This window comes from Pseudomonas abyssi (assembly GCF_003444685.1).
Lineage (GTDB): Bacteria > Pseudomonadota > Gammaproteobacteria > Pseudomonadales > Pseudomonadaceae > Halopseudomonas > Halopseudomonas abyssi.
This window is the reverse complement of record NZ_LMAZ01000001.1, coordinates 369465-389103: the sequence shown is the minus strand read 5'-3', so window position 1 is coordinate 389103 and position 19639 is coordinate 369465. Positions and strand designations below refer to the sequence as shown.

Annotated in this window: 21 protein-coding genes; 12 read left to right on the top strand and 9 right to left on the bottom strand. The window is 61.1% G+C overall.

Annotated elements, in window-relative coordinates; translation table 11 throughout:
• Positions 1–118: 118 nt before the first annotated feature.
• Genes ASB58_RS01860 through ASB58_RS01845 form a run of 4 tightly spaced genes read left to right on the top strand, consistent with a single transcriptional unit; the run spans position 119 to position 3484 of the window.
• A complete protein-coding gene (locus tag ASB58_RS01860; RefSeq protein ID WP_118129154.1) occupies positions 119–1942 on the top strand; it encodes a penicillin-binding protein activator in 1824 nt (607 codons plus the stop codon).
• A gap of 8 nt (positions 1943–1950) precedes the next feature.
• Positions 1951–2316, top strand: coding sequence for a YraN family protein (locus ASB58_RS01855; protein ID WP_174704246.1), 366 nt, complete (start codon positions 1951–1953; stop codon positions 2314–2316).
• Between the two features lie 11 nt (positions 2317–2327).
• A complete protein-coding gene (locus ASB58_RS01850; RefSeq protein WP_083728279.1) occupies positions 2328–2921 on the top strand; it encodes a phosphoheptose isomerase in 594 nt (197 codons plus the stop codon).
• Positions 2918–3484: a BON domain-containing protein gene (locus ASB58_RS01845; protein ID WP_118129153.1), complete on the top strand. Its 567-nt coding sequence runs from the start codon at positions 2918–2920 to the stop codon at positions 3482–3484. Before ASB58_RS01850 ends, ASB58_RS01845 begins: the two co-directional genes overlap by 4 nt.
• Positions 3485–3560: 76 nt before the next feature.
• Here ASB58_RS01845 and ASB58_RS01840 read toward each other — a convergent pair whose 3' ends face one another.
• From ASB58_RS01840 to rplM, 7 genes are all read right to left on the bottom strand, one after another.
• Complete coding sequence (locus tag ASB58_RS01840; RefSeq protein WP_096004047.1) at positions 3561–3962, bottom strand: ClpXP protease specificity-enhancing factor; 402 nt, start codon at positions 3960–3962, stop codon at positions 3561–3563.
• A 38-nt stretch (positions 3963–4000) separates the two neighbouring features.
• On the bottom strand, positions 4001–4630 hold the full coding sequence (locus tag ASB58_RS01835) for a glutathione S-transferase N-terminal domain-containing protein (protein WP_118129152.1): 630 nt from the start codon (positions 4628–4630) through the stop codon (positions 4001–4003).
• A gap of 159 nt (positions 4631–4789) precedes the next feature.
• Positions 4790–5578 (bottom strand): cytochrome c1, encoded by a 789-nt coding sequence (locus tag ASB58_RS01830; RefSeq protein WP_096003995.1) that lies wholly within the window; start codon positions 5576–5578, stop codon positions 4790–4792.
• Positions 5578–6801 carry a cytochrome b gene (locus ASB58_RS01825; protein WP_096003994.1) on the bottom strand — a complete coding sequence of 408 codons (1224 nt, stop codon included), beginning with the start codon at positions 6799–6801 and terminating at the stop codon, positions 5578–5580. The genes ASB58_RS01830 and ASB58_RS01825 overlap by 1 nt, the downstream gene beginning before the upstream one ends.
• On the bottom strand, positions 6801–7394 hold the full coding sequence (gene petA, locus ASB58_RS01820; protein ID WP_096003993.1) for a ubiquinol-cytochrome c reductase iron-sulfur subunit: 594 nt from the start codon (positions 7392–7394) through the stop codon (positions 6801–6803). Before petA ends, ASB58_RS01825 begins: the two co-directional genes overlap by 1 nt.
• A gap of 264 nt (positions 7395–7658) precedes the next feature.
• On the bottom strand, positions 7659–8051 hold the full coding sequence (gene rpsI, locus ASB58_RS01815; protein WP_083729421.1) for a 30S ribosomal protein S9: 393 nt from the start codon (positions 8049–8051) through the stop codon (positions 7659–7661).
• 10 nt (positions 8052–8061) lie between these two features.
• Positions 8062–8490: a 50S ribosomal protein L13 gene (gene rplM, locus ASB58_RS01810; RefSeq protein WP_083729423.1), complete on the bottom strand. Its 429-nt coding sequence runs from the start codon at positions 8488–8490 to the stop codon at positions 8062–8064.
• 378 nt (positions 8491–8868) lie between these two features.
• Between rplM and ASB58_RS01805 the strand changes: the two genes are divergently transcribed.
• Both ASB58_RS01805 and ASB58_RS01800 read left to right on the top strand, forming a co-directional pair.
• Positions 8869–9909 carry an NADP(H)-dependent aldo-keto reductase gene (locus ASB58_RS01805; RefSeq protein ID WP_118129151.1) on the top strand — a complete coding sequence of 347 codons (1041 nt, stop codon included), beginning with the start codon at positions 8869–8871 and terminating at the stop codon, positions 9907–9909.
• Positions 9910–10036: 127 nt separating this feature from the next.
• Positions 10037–11044, top strand: coding sequence for a GlxA family transcriptional regulator (locus tag ASB58_RS01800; protein WP_118129150.1), 1008 nt, complete (start codon positions 10037–10039; stop codon positions 11042–11044).
• Positions 11045–11053: 9 nt separating this feature from the next.
• On the opposite strand, the gene zapE is transcribed toward ASB58_RS01800, so the two are convergent.
• Together zapE and ASB58_RS01790 are read right to left on the bottom strand one after the other, a co-directional pair.
• Entirely contained in the window at positions 11054–12145 is a 1092-nt protein-coding gene (gene zapE, locus ASB58_RS01795; RefSeq protein WP_096003990.1) for a cell division protein ZapE, read from the bottom strand.
• 64 nt (positions 12146–12209) lie between these two features.
• The gene (locus tag ASB58_RS01790) at positions 12210–12842 is read right to left on the bottom strand and encodes an alpha/beta hydrolase (RefSeq protein ID WP_118129149.1); all 633 of its coding nucleotides are present in this window, start codon (positions 12840–12842) and stop codon (positions 12210–12212) included.
• A 310-nt stretch (positions 12843–13152) separates the two neighbouring features.
• On the opposite strand from ASB58_RS01790, the gene ASB58_RS01785 reads away from it, so the two are divergent.
• The 6 genes from ASB58_RS01785 to ASB58_RS01760 all read left to right on the top strand — a co-directional run bounded on the left by ASB58_RS01785 (position 13153) and on the right by ASB58_RS01760 (position 19604).
• The gene (locus ASB58_RS01785) at positions 13153–13611 is read left to right on the top strand and encodes a Z-ring associated ZapG family protein (protein ID WP_096003988.1); all 459 of its coding nucleotides are present in this window, start codon (positions 13153–13155) and stop codon (positions 13609–13611) included.
• Between the two features lie 39 nt (positions 13612–13650).
• Positions 13651–14787 (top strand): ABC transporter permease, encoded by a 1137-nt coding sequence (locus ASB58_RS01780; protein WP_118129148.1) that lies wholly within the window; start codon positions 13651–13653, stop codon positions 14785–14787.
• The gene (locus ASB58_RS01775) at positions 14784–15581 is read left to right on the top strand and encodes an ABC transporter ATP-binding protein (RefSeq protein ID WP_118129147.1); all 798 of its coding nucleotides are present in this window, start codon (positions 14784–14786) and stop codon (positions 15579–15581) included. The genes ASB58_RS01780 and ASB58_RS01775 overlap by 4 nt, the downstream gene beginning before the upstream one ends.
• An 8-nt stretch (positions 15582–15589) precedes the next feature.
• On the top strand, positions 15590–16528 hold the full coding sequence (locus ASB58_RS01770; RefSeq protein WP_118129146.1) for an MlaD family protein: 939 nt from the start codon (positions 15590–15592) through the stop codon (positions 16526–16528).
• The gene (locus ASB58_RS01765) at positions 16525–17148 is read left to right on the top strand and encodes an ABC-type transport auxiliary lipoprotein family protein (RefSeq protein WP_118129145.1); all 624 of its coding nucleotides are present in this window, start codon (positions 16525–16527) and stop codon (positions 17146–17148) included. The genes ASB58_RS01770 and ASB58_RS01765 overlap by 4 nt, the downstream gene beginning before the upstream one ends.
• 221 nt (positions 17149–17369) lie before the next feature.
• Positions 17370–19604, top strand: coding sequence for a TonB-dependent siderophore receptor (locus ASB58_RS01760; RefSeq protein WP_118129144.1), 2235 nt, complete (start codon positions 17370–17372; stop codon positions 19602–19604).
• Positions 19605–19639 lie beyond the last annotated feature (35 nt).

The following is a 19639-nucleotide window of genomic DNA, read 5'->3' as shown; positions in this document are numbered from 1 at the left end:
GACGCATTGTACAGCAGGGGCCAGACAGTCGCCGCCCGCCTTGGAGATTGGCCAACCCGACGGCTACAATAGCGCCAACCAACCGTCTGCTTTGCCCGCACGTAAGGATACCCTCCGCATGCCTCGCACGCTTCGCCTGTCTGCCCTCGCCCTGACCCTGTCTGCGCTCCTGGCCGGCTGCGCCTCTACCCCGCAGAGTCTCGACGAGCTGCCACGCACGCCACAGGCTTCGGTCGATGACATCCTCAAGAACGCTGACCGCCGCGAAGGTGCCGAGGCCAACCTGCTGCGCCTGCACGCAGCCCAGACAGCGCTCAATGCCGGCAACCCCGAGCGAACCCAGCAAATCCTGCAGCGCGTCCCGCAGAGCGATCTGCCGACTGACCAGCAGATTCGCTTCAGCGAACTGCAAGCAACCAGCGCCCTGGCACTGGGCGACAACCCGCGCGCACTGCGCGCCATTCAGCACAATTCCCTGCAGCAGCTGGATTTGCGCCCCGTTGAGGAGCAGCTACGCATTCAACAACTGCGCGCCGACATTCTGGAAGCCAACAACCAGCCGGTCGAGGCAGCCCAAGAGCGCGTATACATCGACGGCCTGCTGCCGGCCGGACGCCAGGCCAGCAACCGGCAAGCCATCTGGGAAAGTCTGAGCGCTGCGGACACAGCCGCGCTGCAACAAGCCAGCAAGAACGCCAGCGGTGACTATGCAGGCTGGCTTGAACTGGCACTAATCACCCGTACCGAGCGCAACCTCGACCTACAGATGCGCGCACTGCAAACCTGGAAGGACGAGCACCCCAATCACCCCGCAGCGGGCCAACTGCCGCAGCCAGTGCAACAGATCGAGGCCCTCCATGCGAGCCGGCCAACCCATATCGGCCTGCTGCTGCCGTTCAACGGCCCCCTGGCCGGCGCCGCTCAGGCACTGCGCGACGGTTTTCTGGCCGCGCAGTACCAGGCTCAGAGCGAAGGCCTGGAGCAACCGCAGGTCACCCTGTACGACAGCACCCAGTACACCCAGGTCGTCGATGCACTCAATCAGGCGCAGCGCGAAGGCGTTCAGTGGATGATCGGGCCGCTGGAGAAAGACAAGGTAGCCCAGCTGGCAAGCGCTTCAGAACTGCCTCTACCCACGCTGGCACTGAATTACGCCGAGCAACCGGCCGCCGGTAGCACTTTCTATCAATTCGGCCTGGCCCCGGAAGATGAAGCCCGTTCTGCCGCCCAGCGCGCCTGGGCCGACGGCCACCGTCGCGTCGCCACCCTGAGCACCCATGACGATTGGAGCCGGCGCGCCAACCGCGCCTTCATTGCCGAATGGGAAGGCATGGGTGGCAGTATCATTGGTCAGGAGCTGGTCGATCAGCCCGCCGCCGTCGCCAACCAGATGGGCGAACTGCTGAAGATCCAGCAAAGCGAGCGGCGTGCCAACCGCGTCAAGGGCATTCTCGGCAGCGTCATGACCCAGCCGACCCCGCGCCAGGATCTGGATGCGCTGTTCCTGGCCGCGACACCGCTGCAGGCACGCCAGATCAAGCCGACACTGGCGTTCCAGTACGCTGCCGACCTGCCGGTATATGCGACCTCCCACTCTTACCAAATTGACCCCAGCGGACTACAGAACGCCGACCTGGAAGGCCTGCTGATTGCCGAAATCCCGTGGCTACTCGATCACAGCGATCCACTCTACGGAGCTGTCACAGGCAACTGGCCGCAGGCTGGTGGCGCGCTCGGACGACTGTATGCGATGGGCGTGGACACCCAGCGCGTCTTTGCCCGACTGCCACAGATGCGCCAGTACCCTGACACCCGCATAGAAGGCGCCACCGGCACCCTTTCCCTCGACCAGGATGGGCGCATCCAACGGCAGCTGTCCTGGGGTGAAATCCACAATGGCGTACTGCAGCCAGCCCCGGACAGCAGCGCCAACGCCCTCTGATGCTGCGCCTGACCAGCAGGCAGAAAACCGGTAATCAGGCCGAGCGCATGGCTGAACAAATCATGCGCCAGGCCGGTCTAAGCTGTCTGGCGCGCAATCACCGCTGTCGTCAGGGCGAGCTTGATCTGGTCATGCGTGACGGCGATACAGTAGTATTTGTCGAAGTGCGCTACCGGCAGCAAAGCCGCTGGGGCAGTGCAGCAGAGAGCGTCGGGCGCAGCAAGCAGCAGCGCGTTATCCGCGCCGCCGAACACTTTCTGCTGAGCCACCCCCGCCTGGCCAACCGCCCGTGTCGCTTTGACGTCATTGCCGCCGAAGGCAACCCCGCGGATCCCTCTTCCTACACCTGGATCCGAGAAGCTTTCACTTGCTAGCGAGTTTCCCTATGGATATGCAACACCGCATCAGACAGCTGTTCACCGACAGCATCGAAACCAAAACCCGCGCAATGGAGGTGCTCTGCCCCAGCATCGAGCAGGCCAGCCAACTTATGGTCAACGCCCTGCTCAGCGAGGGCAAGATTCTTAGTTGCGGCAACGGCGGCTCTGCTGGCGACGCCCAGCACTTCTCCTCCGAACTGCTCAATCGCTTTGAACGGGAGCGCCCCAGCCTGCCGGCTATCGCCCTGACTACCGACAGCTCCACCATCACCTCGATTGCCAACGACTACAGCTACCAGGAAGTGTTCTCCAAGCAGATCCGCGCCCTGGGACAGCCGGGCGACGTCTTGCTGGCCATTTCGACCAGCGGCAACTCCGGCAACGTGATGCAGGCCATACAGGCCGCGCACGACCGCGAGATGCAGGTGGTCGCCCTGACCGGGCGTGACGGCGGCGCCATGGCGTCGCTGCTGCTGCCTGAAGATGTCGAAATCCGCGTACCGGCGCGATCTACCGCACGCATCCAAGAAGTCCACCTGCTGGCTATCCACTGCCTGTGCGACCTGATCGACCGGCAACTGTTCGGGAGCGAAGAATGATCAGAGCGTCTGTTATCGCCCTGTCGCTACTGCTCGCCAGTTGCAGCAGCGTGCTCACTGCCACACGTGACACGCCTATCGAAGACAACCACGGCACTCGCACCTTTGGCAGCACCATCGACGATCAGCTGATCGAAACCAAAGTAGCGGTCAACGTCAACAAGGCCGATACCGCCATTGAGTCCGACGGGCGCATCGTCGCGACCAGCTACAACGGCGTCGTCCTGCTTGCCGGCCAGGTGCCCCGTGGCGACCTGATCGCCCGCGCAGGCGAAGCGGCCAAACAGGTCCAGCGCGTCAAGGTGGTACATAACGAGCTGACCGCCGGCCCGCGCCTGTCACTGCTGGCGCGCAACCAGGACGGCCTGATTACCGCCAACCTGAAAACCCGCCTGCTCACCGATGGCACCATTCCGGGCAGCCGTATCAAGGTCGTTACCGAAGCCGGCGTCGTCTACCTGATGGGCCTGGTCACCCATCAAGAGGCTGATCTTGCCGTACAGCAAGCCCAGCAGATCGGCGGCGTACAACGTATCGTCAAGCTATTCGAATACCTCGACTGATAGCATGCACCCCGCCATAACAAGAAGCCCCGCATATGCGGGGCTTCTTGTGTTATTACCGTTGGCAAAGCAGGCCTCACTTCACCACTTTCAATGCAGGACGCCCTGACTCCGGACGGGGCGGCGCAGCATCGTCATCACCAGGACCATCGTCTGGCGGCGGCGCACTGGGCTCCAATTCAAAGACCATACCCTGTCCATTCTCTCGCGCATAAATGGCCATTACCGCACCGACTGGAATCCAGACCTGCTGAGCAACGCCGCCAAAGCGACCATCAAAGCAGATTCGATCGTTGTCCATGTCCAGTTGACGCACCGCGCTGGGCGACAGATTAAGCACGATCTGCCCATCTTCGACAAACCCCGTTGGCACCGCGGTATCGGGATATTCGGCGTTGACCAGCAGGTAGGGCGTGCACTGGTTATCCAGAATCCACTCGTACAGCGCGCGCACCAGATAGGGCCGGCTAGAGTTCATCTCGGTCATGCCTGTCTCTCCTCAAAGGTTCAGATTGACTATTGCATGTCCCGCTCAGCCGGCGACAGGCTGGCAATAAAGCCCTCGCGCTGGAAAATCCGCTCCATATAGTCCTGCAGAGGCTTGGCCTGCTTGGGCAGCTCGACACCGAGCTTCGGCAAACGCCACAAGATGGGTGCGATACAGCAGTCCACCAGACTGAACTCATCACTCATGAAAAACGGCATTTCAGCGAACACCGGCGCAACACCGGTCAGACTTTCGCGCAGCTCCTTGCGAGCACGCGTCACCTCGGCGCTAGCGCTCTTGGGATCGACAATAATATCGACCAGACGGCACCAGTCGCGCTGTACGCGATACATCAGCAATCGGCTGTTGGCCCGCGCTACCGGGTAGACCGGCAGCAACGGCGGATGCGGGAAACGCTCATCCAGGTATTCCATCATGATGTTGGGCTCGTAGAGCACCAGATCACGATCAAGCAGTGTCGGCACACTGTTGTAAGGATTATTCTCGGCCAGTTCCTGAGGGTAATCACCAGACTCTACGTCGACCACGTCGACAGTGACCCCCTTCTCCGCCAGTACGATGCGGACCCGATGGCAGTAGTGATCAAGCGGGTCAGAGAAAAACGCCATGGAGGAACGCTTGTTGGCGGTAACGCCCATATTTCAACCCTCATCCTTTAAAGGACTGCGGCAGGCGCCCTGCATGGCACCCTAAATAAACAAGCGCGGGCTAGCCCGCGCACACGAACGGCCATTATACCCCAGAAACGACTGCGCGCCCGCAAGGGGCGCGCAGCGATCACTCAGGCATGCCGGCGATCAATGCACATCACGCCAGTATTCGCGCTTGAGCAAGTACGCGAACACGAACAGGAAGGCCAGGTACAGCAGCACGTAGACACCGATACGATGACGCTCCAGCTTGATCGGGTCAGCCGAGTAGGCCAGGAAGGTCACCAGATTACGCACGGTGGTATCAAACTCTTCCTCGGTCTGAGTGCCGGTATCTGGCACCACGGTCAGCACATCGCACTGCTCGTCCTTGACCACTTCACCGCTCAGCGTGTCGCGCATGATGTTGCCGCTTTCATCCTTCACCGGCATGGCCTTGCAGCCAATCACCTGGCGGCCCTGCAGCTCAGCCAACACGTTAGGCATACCCACGTTGGGGAATACCTTGTTGTTGGCACCCAACGGGCGAGACGGATCCTCATAGAAGGTACGCAGATAGGTGTACAGCCAGTCAGTACCACGTACACGTGCTACCAGCGTCAGATCCGGTGGCGCCGCGCCAAACCAGGTTTTGGCATCCTCGGCACGCATACCGTTCTTCATGTGGTCACCGATCAGGGTGCCCTCGGTGAAGACCAGGTTGTCGAGCATCAGTTGCTCCGGGATACCCAGATCAGTCGCCACGCGCTCATAGCGCTGGTACTGAGCAGAGTGACAACCCATGCAGTAGTTGACGAAGGTGCGCGCACCATCCTGTAGGGCTGCCTTGTCGGTCAGATCGATGTTGGCTTCATCCAGGTGGTAGCCGCTGCCACCGGCAGCCGAGGCCAAGGCCGGTACCAGCGCAAACATCAGGGCAATCAGTTGTTTTTTCATTAGCCAGTAACCCTCTCCGGAACCGGTTTGGTCTTCTCCATCCGGGTGTAGAACGGCATCAGGATGAAGAAGGCGAAATACAGAACGGTGCAAATCTGCGATACCAGTGTGCGAACCGGTGTGGACGGGATAGCACCCAGCACACCCAGAATCACGAAGCTAACGCAGAAGATCACCAGCCACAGTTTGCTCATCCAGCCTTTGTAGCGGATGGAACGAACCGGGCTACGGTCCAGCCAGGGCAACACAAACAGAATCGCGATCGCCGCACCCATCGCCAGCACGCCCGGGAAAGCAGAGCCTGCAATGGACGGAACCGCACGCAGAATCGCGTAGAACGGCGTGAAGTACCAGACCGGGGCAATGTGGTCAGGCGTTTTCAACTGGTTGGCGATTTCAAAGTTCGGCTTCTCGAGGAAATAACCACCCATCTCCGGGAAGAAGAACACGATCGAGCAGAACACGAACAGGAAGACCACAACGCCGACGATATCCTTGACGGTGTAGTAAGGGTGGAAGGCGATACCATCCAGCGGCTTGCCATTCTCGTCCTTGTACTTCTTGATATCGATGCCATCCGGGTTGTTGGAGCCGACTTCGTGCAGCGCAATGATGTGCAGCACAACCAGGCCCAGCAGCACGATCGGCAGTGCAATCACGTGCAGAGCAAAGAAGCGGTTCAGCGTGATACCGGAGATCAGGAAGTCACCACGCACCCACTGGGCCAGATCCGGACCAATGAACGGAATCGCACCGAACAGCGAGATGATCACCTGGGCACCCCAGTAGGACATCTGACCCCAGGGCAGCAGGTAGCCCATGAAGGCCTCACCCATCAGCACCAGGTAGATCAGCATACCGAACAGCCAGATCAGCTCACGCGGCTTCTGGTAAGAGCCGTACATCAGGCCACGCAGCATGTGCAGGTAGATGACGACGAAGAACGCCGAGGCACCGGTGGAGTGCAGATAACGCAGCAGCCAGCCGTACTCGACATCACGCATGATGTACTCGACAGAGGCAAACGCGCCATCGGCAGACGGCTCGTAGCTCATGGTCAGCCAGATACCGGTTACCAGCTGGTTAACCAGCACCAGCATGGCCAGCGAGCCGAAGAAGTAGAAGAAGTTGAAGTTCTTGGGGGCGTAGTATTTGGTCAGGTGATCTTCCATCACCTGAGTGACGGACATCCGCTCATTCACCCACTGCATCAGTTTGTTCATCAGGCGCTCTCCTGATCCACGCCGATCACGATCACGTCATCAGTCTCGTAAGAATAAGGCGGTACCGGCAGGTTCAGAGGCGCAGGCTGCCCCTTGTGGACGCGACCGGACATGTCGTAGTGGGAGCCGTGGCAAGGGCAGAAGTAGCCACCTTTCCAGTCAGCGCCCATGTCGGCAGCAGCCACTTCCGGCTTGAACAGCGGAGAGCAGCCCAGGTGGGTGCACACGCCCATGACAACCAGAAACTCCGGCTTGATGGCGCGGGTTTTGCCGTCCACGTACTCCGGCTGGTTGGAAGCAGCAGATTGCGGGTCCGCCACGATAGAGTCGGTCTCATCCAGCAGAGCGATAGCTTCGGGCGAGCGGTGGGAGACGAACACGGGCTGTCCGCGCCATTCCACTACGATCTGCTGCCCCAGCTCGATCTTGCTGATATTTACCTTCACCGGCGCACCAGCCGCCTTGGCTCGGGCGCTGGGGAACCAAGCCCCCACAAAGGGGGTTGCTGCCCCCACTGCTCCGGCGGCACCGACCACACTCGTGGCTGCCACCAGGAAGCGACGCCGGCCATTATTCACGCCGTCATTACTCATCCAGTCGTCTCCCATCAGCTAATTTCTGACCTTTTTACAAGGCCTTTTCAAAGTTGAACAGCCTGCACAAAATGAATCAGATGGTAATGAAAAACCCCTTTTTTGACAAGGTGATATCCCATTCCCAAGAAGGCCGACACTATACCGAATTCCCCGCCACTCAGGGACTTGCAAACAAGAATAGTCGACGCGACATCTTGCCGCAGACACGAAAACGCCCGGCACTCCTTCCGGAGCCCGGGCGTTTTGCAGCGCAATCTAAGATTAACGCTTGGAGTATTGCGGACGCTTACGCGCTTTACGCAGACCCACTTTCTTACGCTCGACTTCACGAGCGTCACGGGTAACATAGCCCGCTTTACGCAGTTCGCTGCGCAGAGTCTCGTCGTACTCCATCAGGGCACGGGTGATACCGTGACGGATGGCGCCGGCCTGACCGGAGATACCACCACCGCTGACAGTGACGTACACGTCAAACTTCTCGGTGCTCTCGGTCAGCTCAAGCGGCTGACGGACAACCATGCGAGCTGTCTCGCGACCGAAGAAGTTCTCCAGGCTGCGATTGTTGATGGAGATGTTGCCAGAACCCGGACGCAGGAATACGCGAGCGGTGGCAGTTTTACGACGGCCAGTGCCGTAGTTTTGTGTCGCCGACATGGTGAACTCCTTAGATCTTCAGTTCTTGGGGCTGTTGCGCAGCATGCGGATGAGCGGTGCCTTTATACACCTTCATCTTGCGATACATTGCACGACCCAGGGGGTTCTTCGGCAACATGCCTTTGACGGCAGATTCGATCACACGCTCAGGAGCGCGCTGGATCAGCTTTTCAAAGTTGATCGACTTGATGCCGCCCGGGAAACCGGAGTGGCTGTAGTAGATCTTGTCCTGAACCTTGTTACCGGTTACATGAACTTTCTCGGCATTGATAATGACGATGTAGTCACCGGTGTCAACGTGCGGGGTGTATTCGGGCTTGTGCTTACCGCGCAGACGCGAGGCAACTTCGGTAGCCAGGCGACCCAGGGTCAGGCCTTCGGCATCCACGACGTACCAGTCGCGTTTTACGGTTTCAGGTTTTGCGCTGAAAGTTTTCATCAATCCTAGCCTCAGAGGCCGCCTTTTATAGAAGACGGCGAATCTTACAGAACGAAATGTGTTTTTACAAGACAACAAAGCCTAGAACAGACACTCAGTGGGGGCTGCGTGGGTCTGGGTGGCATCTGTGCTGTAACAACAACGACAGGCTAGGCATCCTGTCGAGAGTGCGCGGCATTATGCCAATCGGCTGAAAAAATTCAACCTTTATTTCACCTTGCGCCGCGATCCTGCCTGCCCAGCCAGACACTATTCCAATACGCCAGCGCAGGGCGCAAAATCGGTTGCATGTCGGCGTTCCACCTCCAACAACAGAACAATCGCGCAAAACACCAGTCCAGATAAGCAAGCATCCCAAGGCAACCCAAGGAGCACCCAATGCAATACCGCCCTCTCGGCCGCAGCAACCTCAAGGTCAGCGCCCTCTGCCTCGGCACCATGACCTGGGGTGAACAGAACACGCAGCAGGAAGCCTTCGCCCAGATTGACCGCGCCCGCGATGCCGGGGTCAACTTCATCGACACGGCCGAAATGTATCCGGTGCCGCCCAAGGGCGACACCTACGGGGCCACCGAAACCATCATCGGCAACTTCTTTGCTCAGCGCGGCGAGCGCGACAAGTGGATCCTGGCCAGCAAGATAGCGGGCCCGGGTAACGGCTTGAGCTATCTGCGCGGCGGTCGTACCCGCTTCACCAAGACGCACATCAACGACGCCATCGAGGGCAGCCTCAAACGCCTGCAAACCGACTACATCGACTTGTATCAGTTGCACTGGCCTGACCGTGAGACCAACTTCTTCGGGCAACTGGGCTACCGCCACAACCCGGACGATGAACTGACCTCTTTCGAAGATACCCTGGAGGCGCTGGACGGACTGGTCAAGGCGGGCAAGGTGCGGCACATCGGGCTATCCAACGAGACGCCGTGGGGAGTCAGCCGCTTTCTGCACCTGGCCGACAGCCGCGGCTGGCCGCGCATGGCGTCGATTCAGAACCCCTACAACCTGCTCAACCGCACCTACGAGGTAGGCCTGGCAGAGATGTCGATGCGCGAGAACATTGGCCTACTGGCCTATTCGCCCCTGGCGTTTGGCGCCCTGACCGGCAAGTACCTTAACGGCCTGCGCCCGGAAAAGGCGCGCCTGACGCTGTTCGAGCGCTTCGTTCGCTACAGCAACCCGCAGGCCCAGAAGGCCTGCGCGCGCTACGTGCAACTGGCCCGCGATCACGGCATGGACCCGGCACAGATGGCGCTGGCCTTTGTCACCCGCCAGCCCTTTGTCACCAGCAATATCATCGGTGCGACCAACATGGATCAGCTCAATCGCAACCTGAGCAGCATCAACATGGGCCTGACCGACAGCGTGCTCAAGACCATCGCCGAAATCCACCAGAGCCAGCCCAACCCTGCCCCCTGAGTCATCCCTCCGGGCGCCCCTCACGGGCGCCCTGCGCCACAACACTTGACCCGCCGTGGCGAGCGATAGACACTGCAACACGCCATTTCGGCCAGTTTTGTCCGTTCTACCCCATAAAGATAACAACATGTCCAACAGCTCCCTGCGCCAGGTCGCAATTCTCGCCACCGACCACACCATCTCCTCCACCCTGACCCAGGCCAAGGACTTCTTTTATATGGCCAGCCTGAATACCGGGCGGCAGCAGGGGCTGGGGCTGGCACCCGGTTTCGACACCTTGATCGTTTCAACCGACGGCAAGCCGGTAACCAGTTTCAGTGGTGACCCGATCATCGCTCAGGCCAGCATCGATGAGGTTGAGCCACAGCTGATTATCCTGCCGTCGTTCTGGGCGGACTTTGACAGCCTGCAGCAAAGCTACCCGCACCTGATTCCGTGGCTCCAGCAGCAATATCAGCGCGGCGTGCTGATCGGCGCCGTGGCAACCGGCGCGTTCTGGCTGGCTGCCGCCGGCCTGCTGGACGGCAAGGAGGCCACAACCTACTGGCGCTTCCACGACGAGTTTGCCCGGCGCTTTCCCGCCGTGGACCTGCGCCGCGACAAGCACCTGACCGATGCCGGCCAGTCACTCTGCGCCGCCGGCATCAGCTCGGGACGAGATCTGTTCGTGCATCTGGCAGAGCGTCTGTGCAGTCCGGAGGTGTCACGCACCCTGGCACGGGACGTGTTCTACGAGGTACAGCGCAGCTATACCCCCGGCGTCATCGGATTTGGCGGCCAGAAGATGCATCAGGACATGGCGATACTGCAGATCCAGCAGTGGCTGGAGCAGCATTTTGCGGAGAAGTTTCGCTTTGAGGATGTGGCCAGCCGTCACGGCATGAGTATTCGTAACTTCATGCGCCGCTTCCATCAGGCCACCGGAGACAAGCCCCTGCACTACCTGCAGCGACTGCGGATCGAGATGGCCAAGACCCTGCTGGTGACCGGCAACCAGAGCATCAAGACCATCAGCTACGACATCGGCTATGACGATGCCAGCTTCTTCGCGCGCCTGTTTCGCCAGCACACCGGGCTGTCGCCCAACGCCTTTCGCCGCTCGCATCTGCAAAGCGGCCGCGCATCGGCAGACTGAGCGCCCCGCTCAGGGTTTGTGCGGCCGCGCCAGAAACTCGTGGGACTGCATTTCCAGCAGACGGCTCAGGGTGCGCTGGAATTCAAACTCCAGTCGCCCGCCGGCGTAGAGATCCTTGAGCGGCACCTCCGCCGAGATGATCAACTTGACGTTGCGGTCGTAAAATTCGTCCACCAGGTTGATAAAGCGCCGCGCCATATCATCCTTGGCTACGTTCATCTGCTCGACATTGGCGATCAGCACCGCATGGAACACGCGCCCCAGCTCGATATAGTCGTTCTGGCTACGCGGACCATCGCACAGGGCCCGAAACTCGAACCAGGCCACATCCTCACAGACGCGCAGCGACTGGATGGGACGGTTCTCGACAATCAAGGCTTCGTTTTCACTGACGCTGGCCAGGTCAGGCACCAGACTTTCAAAGCTGCGCCGCAGGCTGGCATCTGCTTCACAGTCGAGCGGGTAGTGGTACAGCTCGGCCTGCTCCAGGGCGCGCAGGCGGTAATCCACGCCATTATCCACATTGACCACTTCGGTACAGCTGTTCAGCAGCGCAATCGCCGGCAGGAAACGCGCGCGTTGCAGGCCGTCCTTGTAGAGCCCGTCGGGCACGATGTTGGAGGTCGCCACCAGGGTCACGCCCTGGGCAAACAGCTCTTCCATCAGGCTGCCCAGAATCATCGCATCGGTAATATCAGAAACGAAAAATTCGTCGAAACAGATCACCCGCGCCTCGCCGGCAAAGCGCTCGGCAATCAGCTTGAGTGGGTTCTTCTGCCCCTTGAGCCCTTTCAGCTCGTGGTGCACGCGCTGCATGAAGCGGTGGAAGTGCGTACGCATCTTGCGGTCAAACGGCAAGGCGTCATAGAAAGTGTCGACCAGGTAGGTCTTGCCGCGGCCCACGCCACCCCAGAAATACAGCCCCTTGATCGGCTCCGGCTTGCGCTTGCGCAGACGATCAAGCAGGCCTGGCCGGGTCTGGTCGCTGGCAATCAGCTCGTCGTACAGACGCTGCAGGTGCCTGACCGCCCGTTCCTGGGCAGGATCATGAAAGAAATCGGGACGCTGGAGGTCCGCCTTGTATCGTTCCAGGGGAGACATGCGCGAGACACCAATAGGGGCAAACGGGGGGCGATACTCTAACGCCAGCACCGCCCCTTGGCAATCAAGCCTCTGCAGCCAGAACCCGCTCCACCTCGGCCTTCAGCGGCACCAGCTTGCCGTGGAAGAAGTGGCCGGTGTCGGCAAAGCGAACCACCTCGGCGCCCTGTTCGTCGGCAAAGGCCGCGTAAACGGCCTGCGGCGCAACCACATCGTCGGCCTCGCCCATCATCACGCTGACCGGGCCGGCCAGCGGTTTGAGTAAATGAAAAGCCTGCTTTTCCACCGAAGGCGCCACCAGCACCAGACGCTGCGGCCACTGATCCAGGCGCGAGGCTGCAGCGGCTGCAACGTAGCCGCCAAAAGAGAAACCCAGCAGCCAGAGCTCGCGGACGGCGAGGGTGTTCTGCGTCCAATCAAGTACCGCCAGGCAGTCATCTACTTCACCATTGCCGTAATCATGCTCCCCGGCGCTGGCCCCGACTCCACGGAAGTTGAAACGCAAGGTACTGGCGCCCAGGTCGCGAGCCGCGCGCATCAGCGTGTGCACCACCTTGTTCTGCATGGTGCCACCCTGGATCGGATTGGGGTGACAGATGACCGCCAGTACGCCTTCACGCTCACCCTCGGTCAGCACAGCCTCCAACGGCCCCGCCGGGCCATCGATCATCAGGTTTTGCTCGCCAGCTCGACTCATTCGGGATACTCCGTGACTACAGTGCGTGACCGGGCGTCGCACCAGCGGAACCTGCCGAAGGCGCAACACTCCAAACCCGTATTCTGGCCTTTGCGTCTTTGCCCTGACAAGCTGGCAGTGATACCGCTGTTCAGGCTGAGCGAGGCGGCACGCCTGCCGGGCCAAACCAGCGTTACCGACCGGTTTTGCAACGCACCAACCCAGGCAGAATTTCAACGGCCTGCTGGCCTTGCCAGCTAAAACTGTTTACCGTAAGCCAAGGCAAGGTGCACTGACCTGAACGCACCAACCGATAGATGAGGGACCCAAGGTGGAAGCAAGCGAAAACCTGTGGATTGCAACAGCCGTCGCGCTGGCAGTCGGAATTGTTATCGGCATCGTACTGGCCCAGGTGTCACGTCGCGTCAGCGGCGGCACCAGCGGCAGCACCCAGGCCCAGCTCGAGAGCCTGCAGCTGCGCTTTGAAGAGTATCAACAGGAAGTGGCCACGCACTTCAAGACGACTGCCACCCTAGCCAGTCGCCTGAACCGCAGCTACCAGGATATTCAGGAGCACCTGACCCACGGTGCAATGGAGCTGGCCCCGGACGATATGACCCGGCAACGCCTGCTGGCCGCCCTGGATCAGGAAGCCGGCACCGTCAGCGAGAATCGCAACCGCAAGGACCCTGCGTTCGACTCGCTGGAGCCGCCGCGCGACTACGCCCCCAAAGAAGCCAACGGCCCGGGCACCTTGTCCGAGGACTTCGGCATCAAGCGCAAATCCTGATGCAACGGCCCGTGTCCTGATCCGACGCGGGCCAACACCATGCCCCACTCCGATACCTCCTCTTTTATCCAGACAACCGACAACGGCAACGCTCTACGCCTTGCCGGCGATTGGACGTTGGCCAACTACAGCGCCCTGCGTGCGCAACTGACAGAGCTGCCCCACGCCCCTGAGCGCACCGCCAGTGTCGACATCAGCGCGATAAGCAGCATGGACACGGCCGGAGGTCAGCTACTGGCAGACCTGCTCGGACACAGCCGCCTGCAACAACTGGTCGAGCAGGACCAATCGCTCTCCAGCGAGCGCCGCGCCCTGCTGCAGCGCCTGGCGGACATTCAGCCCGAGCCCGACCCGGCAGCTAGCCCCGAGCTTAACCCGGTGCTGATTCTGCTCGAGCGTATCGGCGCCAAAATGCAAGTACTGGCCGCTGACCTGCGCGAGCTATTCGGCTTTATCGGCCTGACCCTCAGCGGCCTGCTCGGCAACCTGCTGCGCCCGTCGCGCTGGCGTGTGACCGCGGTCGCCGCGCAGATAGAACAGACCGGGATCGATGCTATCCCCATCGTGGCCCTGCTGACCTTCATGGTCGGCGCCGTGATCGCCTTTCTTGGCGCCACCGTGCTGCAGACCTTTGGCGCGGCGATTTTCACCGTCGACCTGGTCGCCTTTTCGTTTTTGCGCGAGTTCGGCGTACTGCTGACCGCGATCCTGATGGCCGGCCGCACCGCCAGCGCCTTTACCGCACAGATCGGCTCCATGAAAGCCAACGAAGAGATCGACGCCATCCGCGCGCTGGGTCTTAGCCCGCTGGAGCTGCTGGTATTGCCGCGCGTCATCGCGCTGCTGATCACCCTGCCCGCCCTGACGTTTATCGCCATGCTTTCCGGCTTGCTGGGCGGCGCCATGGTCTGCGCTTTCAGCCTGCATATTTCACCGACCATGTTCATCAGCATGCTGCAGGAAAACGTGGAGGTGCAGCACTTCCTGCTGGGTCTGGCCAAGGCGCCGGTGTTCGCCTTTCTGATCGCGGTGATCGGCTGCATGGAAGGCTTCAAGGTATCCGGCAGCGCCGAATCGGTCGGTGAACACACCACCTCCAGCGTGGTGCAGTGCATTTTTGTGGTCATTCTGGTCGATGCCCTGGCCGCCCTGTTCTATATGGAGATGGGCTGGTGAGCAAAGACACGGGCCTAGCCCCGGTGGTTGAGGTGCGCGGGCTGGTCAACCGCTTTGGCAGCCAGACCGTACACGACAACCTGGATCTGGATATTCTGCCGCGCGAGGTACTGGGCGTGGTTGGCGGCTCGGGTACCGGCAAGTCGGTATTGCTGCGCTCGATCGTCGGCCTGCGTCGACCCAACGCAGGGTCGGTCAAGGTGTTCGGCAAAGACCTGCAGACGCTGCCGCCCCAGGCGCGCTCGGAACAGGAGCGCCGCTTCGGCGTGCTGTTCCAGTCCGGCGCGCTGTTCTCCTCACTGACGGTGGTCGAGAACATCGCCCTGCCGCTGATCGAGCATGCCGGCCTCAGCCGCGAAGACGCCGAACACCTGGCGCGCATGAAAATCGCGCTGACCGGGCTGCCCCCGGGCGCCGGGGACAAATACCCGGCGATGCTCTCCGGCGGCATGGTCAAGCGCGCCGCCCTGGCCCGCGCCCTGGCGTTGGACCCGGACATTCTGTTTCTTGATGAGCCGACCGCCGGCCTCGATCCGATTGGCGCCGCCGCCTTTGACCAGTTGATCCGCACCCTCTGCGATGCACTGGGCTTAAGCGTCTTTCTGGTGACCCACGATCTCGATACCCTGTATGCGATCTGCGACCGCGTAGCGGTGCTGTCACAAAAGCGTGTGCTGATCGCCGATACCCTGGAGCGCGTCGCCGAGACTGATGACGCCTGGATTCAGGACTATTTTCACGGGCCGCGCGGTCGCGCCGCCGCCTATCAGCAACCCACCCCGGCCAAGGAGTAAGCCTGCCCATGGAAACCCGAGCCAATCATGTGCTGATCGGCCTGTTCACCGTCCTCGCGGCGCTGGCCTCTATCGTCTTCGCCATCTGGCTCAGCAGCGCCAGCACCAGCAGCGAGCAGAACTACTACACCGTGGTATTCAAACAGGCGGTTACCGGGCTGTCGCGCGGCAGCGCAGTGCAGTTCAGCGGCATCCGCATTGGCGAGATCACCGAACTGAGCCTGGACCACGATGATCCGCGCATCGTTCGCGCGCGCATCCTGATCGACGCCGATGTACCGATCAAGCAGGACACCAAGGCGCGCCTGTCCTTCACCGGCATCACCGGCAACTCGGTGATCGAGCTGACTCACAACGACCCGAACAGCCCACCGCTCACCGCCAAGCGCGGCGAGGACCCGGTCATCTACGCCACGCCCTCGCCGCTGGCCAGCCTGCTGAGCAACGGCGAAGACCTGATGACCAACATCAACAAACTGGTGGTCAATGCCGGCGACGTGCTGTCGGAGAACAACGTCAGACACCTCAGCGAAACCCTCGAAGGTCTGAACCAGGCCACCCAGAGCATCGCTGACCCCAACGGCAACCTGCAGCAGCTGATCGCCGAGCTGCGCAGCACCAGCGAGGCCGCTACCCAGACGCTGGAGAACAGCAGCCGGCTGATTGACGATGCCGATCAGCTGCTCAATCAGGAAGGCGCTCAGACCCTGCAGAGCGCCCGCGAGACCATGGCCTCGGTGGCCGACACCAGCGCTCAGCTGGAGCAGATACTCAGCGAGAACCGCTACGCCCTGAAAAGCGGCATGCAGGGACTCGGCCAGCTTGACCCGGCAATCAACGAGCTGCGCGACACCCTGGCCGAGCTGCGCAGCCTTACTCGCCGCCTGCAGGACGACCCTGCGCGCTTCTTGCTGGGGCGTGACCAGCGACAGGAGTTCCAGCCATGATCATTCGCCACCTGACCGCCGGCCTGCTGCTAGCCAGCGCACTATCAGCCTGCACCGTGCTGCCCGACCGCGAGCCGCTGACCTTCTACCAACTGCCGCCACCTGACCTGGCACAGCACAGTGGCGAGCCCCTGCCGCTGTCCCTGCGCATCATCACGCCGTCCAGCAGCAACGCGCTGCAGACCATCCGCATTCTGGTATCGCCCGACGGCAACACCCTGAGCAGCTACCAGGGCGCGCGCTGGGCCGACCCCAACCCCAATCTGCTGCGTGAGCAACTGGTCCAGGCGTTTGAGCAGGACGGCAGTTTCAGCGCCGTTACCACCGAGACTCAATCGCTGCAGGCCGACGTGCATCTGATGAGCGACCTGCGCCAATTCCAGACCCGCTATCAGGGCGAGCAGGCCAGCGTGATCATCGAACTGGACGCCAAGCTGATCGACCCGAGCACCCGCGAGGTTCTCGCCGCCAAGCGCTTCAGCATCCGGCAGCCGCTGCAGGACACTGCCATTGAATCGGTGGTGAACAACTTCGGCACGGCCAGCGAACAACTGGCCAGCGAGCTGCTTGCCTGGAGCCGCAGCGCGCTGGGCGACTTCGAGCCGCTGCGTATTCAGTAACCCCTACGGCGCCAGACCGGCGCCTGACTATCCAGGTTATCCCACCCTTCCCTGTGGCCTGAGCACTGAGCAGGCCGCACCGCCAACCCGCCTTATACCCTCTGGCAAGCAACGGCTTGCGAGACAGTTTGCTTTACTGTTTTCACACAAATAGAATTGCAAATCCTTATCATTAAGACTAACTCGTTTTTGCCAACCCCCGACATTCAGGACCCTCCTCCATGTCTGCACTTCCCCTCGCTCGTACTGCCTCGCCCAAAGCCAGGCCATCCAAAGCCCTGCGCCCGCTTGCCATTACCGTCCACCTGCTTGCCGCCGGCACGGCGCTGACCAGCCTGCCGACGCTTGCACAGCAGGCCAGCCCGACCCAAGCTACCGAGCTCGCACCACTGACCGTGACCGGCCAGGGTGAACGTCGCATCACAACCGAAGGCAGCGAGTCCTACACCGCCGAAGCGGCCCGCACCGCAACGCCGCTGAGTCTGTCACTGCGCGAAACCCCGCAATCGGTCAGCGTGGTCACCCGGCAGCGCATTGAAGATCAGGACCTGCAAAACATTCTCGATGTGGTCAACAACGCCACCGGTGTATCTGTCAACCGCTACGAGACCACTCGCGCCCAGTTCAACGCCCGCGGCTTTGCCATCAACGCACTGATGATCGACGGCGTGCCCACCATCTGGGAGCAACCCTGGAGCTCCGGCGAAATCTTCAGCAGTCTGGCGATGTACGATCGGATAGAAGTCGTGCGCGGGGCCAACGGCCTGATGACCGGGTCAGGCGACCCGTCCGCCTCACTCAACCTGGCCCGCAAGCGCGCCAGCAATCGTGATCTGACCGGATCAGTGGAATTGAGTGCGGGCATCTGGGATACCTACAGTACCCTCGGCGACGTCTCCTTTGCTCTGAACGAAGCCGGCACGGTACGTGGCCGCCTGGTTGGGGAATATCAGGATGGCGACAGCTGGATCGATATGCATGCCAACCAGACCGAGACCCTGTACGGCACCATGGATGTCGATCTGAGCGAAAACACTACGTTCTGGTTTGGCCTGAGCCGACAGGACAACACCTCCGACTCGCCTATGTGGGGCGCGCTGCCAATCTGGTATGCCGACGGCTCGCGCACCGACTGGAGTCGTTCCAAGACCACGTCCGCCGACTGGAGCAAGTGGGACACCAGCTATGACACCTACTTCGTCAATCTGGATCACGAACTGGGCAGCGGCTGGCAGCTCAACCTGAGCTACAACCGCGGTGAGCGCGAGGCTGACTCCTACCTGCTCTATCTATACGGTAACCCCGGCCGCAACGGCAGCTCGCCAATGAACGCCATGGCCGGGTCCTACAACGTAAACACCGTTCAGGACGATTACAGCGGGCGCTTTAGCGGTCCCGTCTCCCTATTCAACCGCGACCATGAAGTGGCTTTCGGCTACATCTACAGCAAGCAGGACTTCGACGCAGACTCACGCACCGCGCTGGCCGGCTCGGCCACCGTACCCAACTTTGATGCCTACGACGGGCATCACCCGGCACCTACCTGGTCCGGTCTGACGCCTTACGGCTCCGGCGAGACCATACAGAAGGGCTACTACGGGGTCACCCGCCTGAACCTCACCGATGACCTCAAGGTCATTCTCGGTGCCCGGGTCAGCGACTATGAAAAGACCGAGTACGATTACACCCGAAACACCCGCTCGACGCTCGACGTACACGACGAAGTCACCCCCTATGCCGGCATCATCTATGACCTGACCAACACCCTGTCGGCCTATGCCAGCTATACCGATGTATTCCAGCCCCAGTCAGAGAAGAATGCCAGCAATCAGCAGTTGCAGCCGATCGTTGGCGAAAGCTATGAAATGGGTCTCAAGGGCGAGTTCTACGACGGCGCGCTGAATGCCTCTGCCGCCATCTTCCAGATCAAGCAGGACAATCTGGGCTCCAACACAGGCGTTCGCATTGACCCGGCGGAACCGGCACTGGGCTTTGCCTACGTCGAGAGTGAGGCCGTCAGCAAGGGCTTCGAGCTGGAAGTATCCGGCGAGATCATGCCCGGCTGGAATCTGAGCGCCGGCTACACCCAGTTTGAGGTGGAAGACGGCAACGGCGACGACACCAACACCCTGTACCCGACCAAACTGCTGCGCACCTTTACCACCTACCGTTTTGCCGGCGACTGGAGCCGCCTGACTATTGGCGGCGGTGTGAACTGGCAGGACAGCATCTACACCTACGCAACCAACCCGTCCGACGAGCAGGAGAAGATCGAGCAGGACGCCTACGCGCTGGTCAACCTGATGGCCCGTTACGACATCACCGACAACCTGTCGGCGCAGATCAACGCCAATAACGTCACGGATGAAAAGTACTTCGACATCTTCGACGCGTACGGCGCCCTCACTTACGGCGCACCGCGCAGCGTGACAGCAACGGCCAAGTACCGTTTCTGAGCCCTTTGGGCCCTGTCGCCTGCCCATCACGGGCG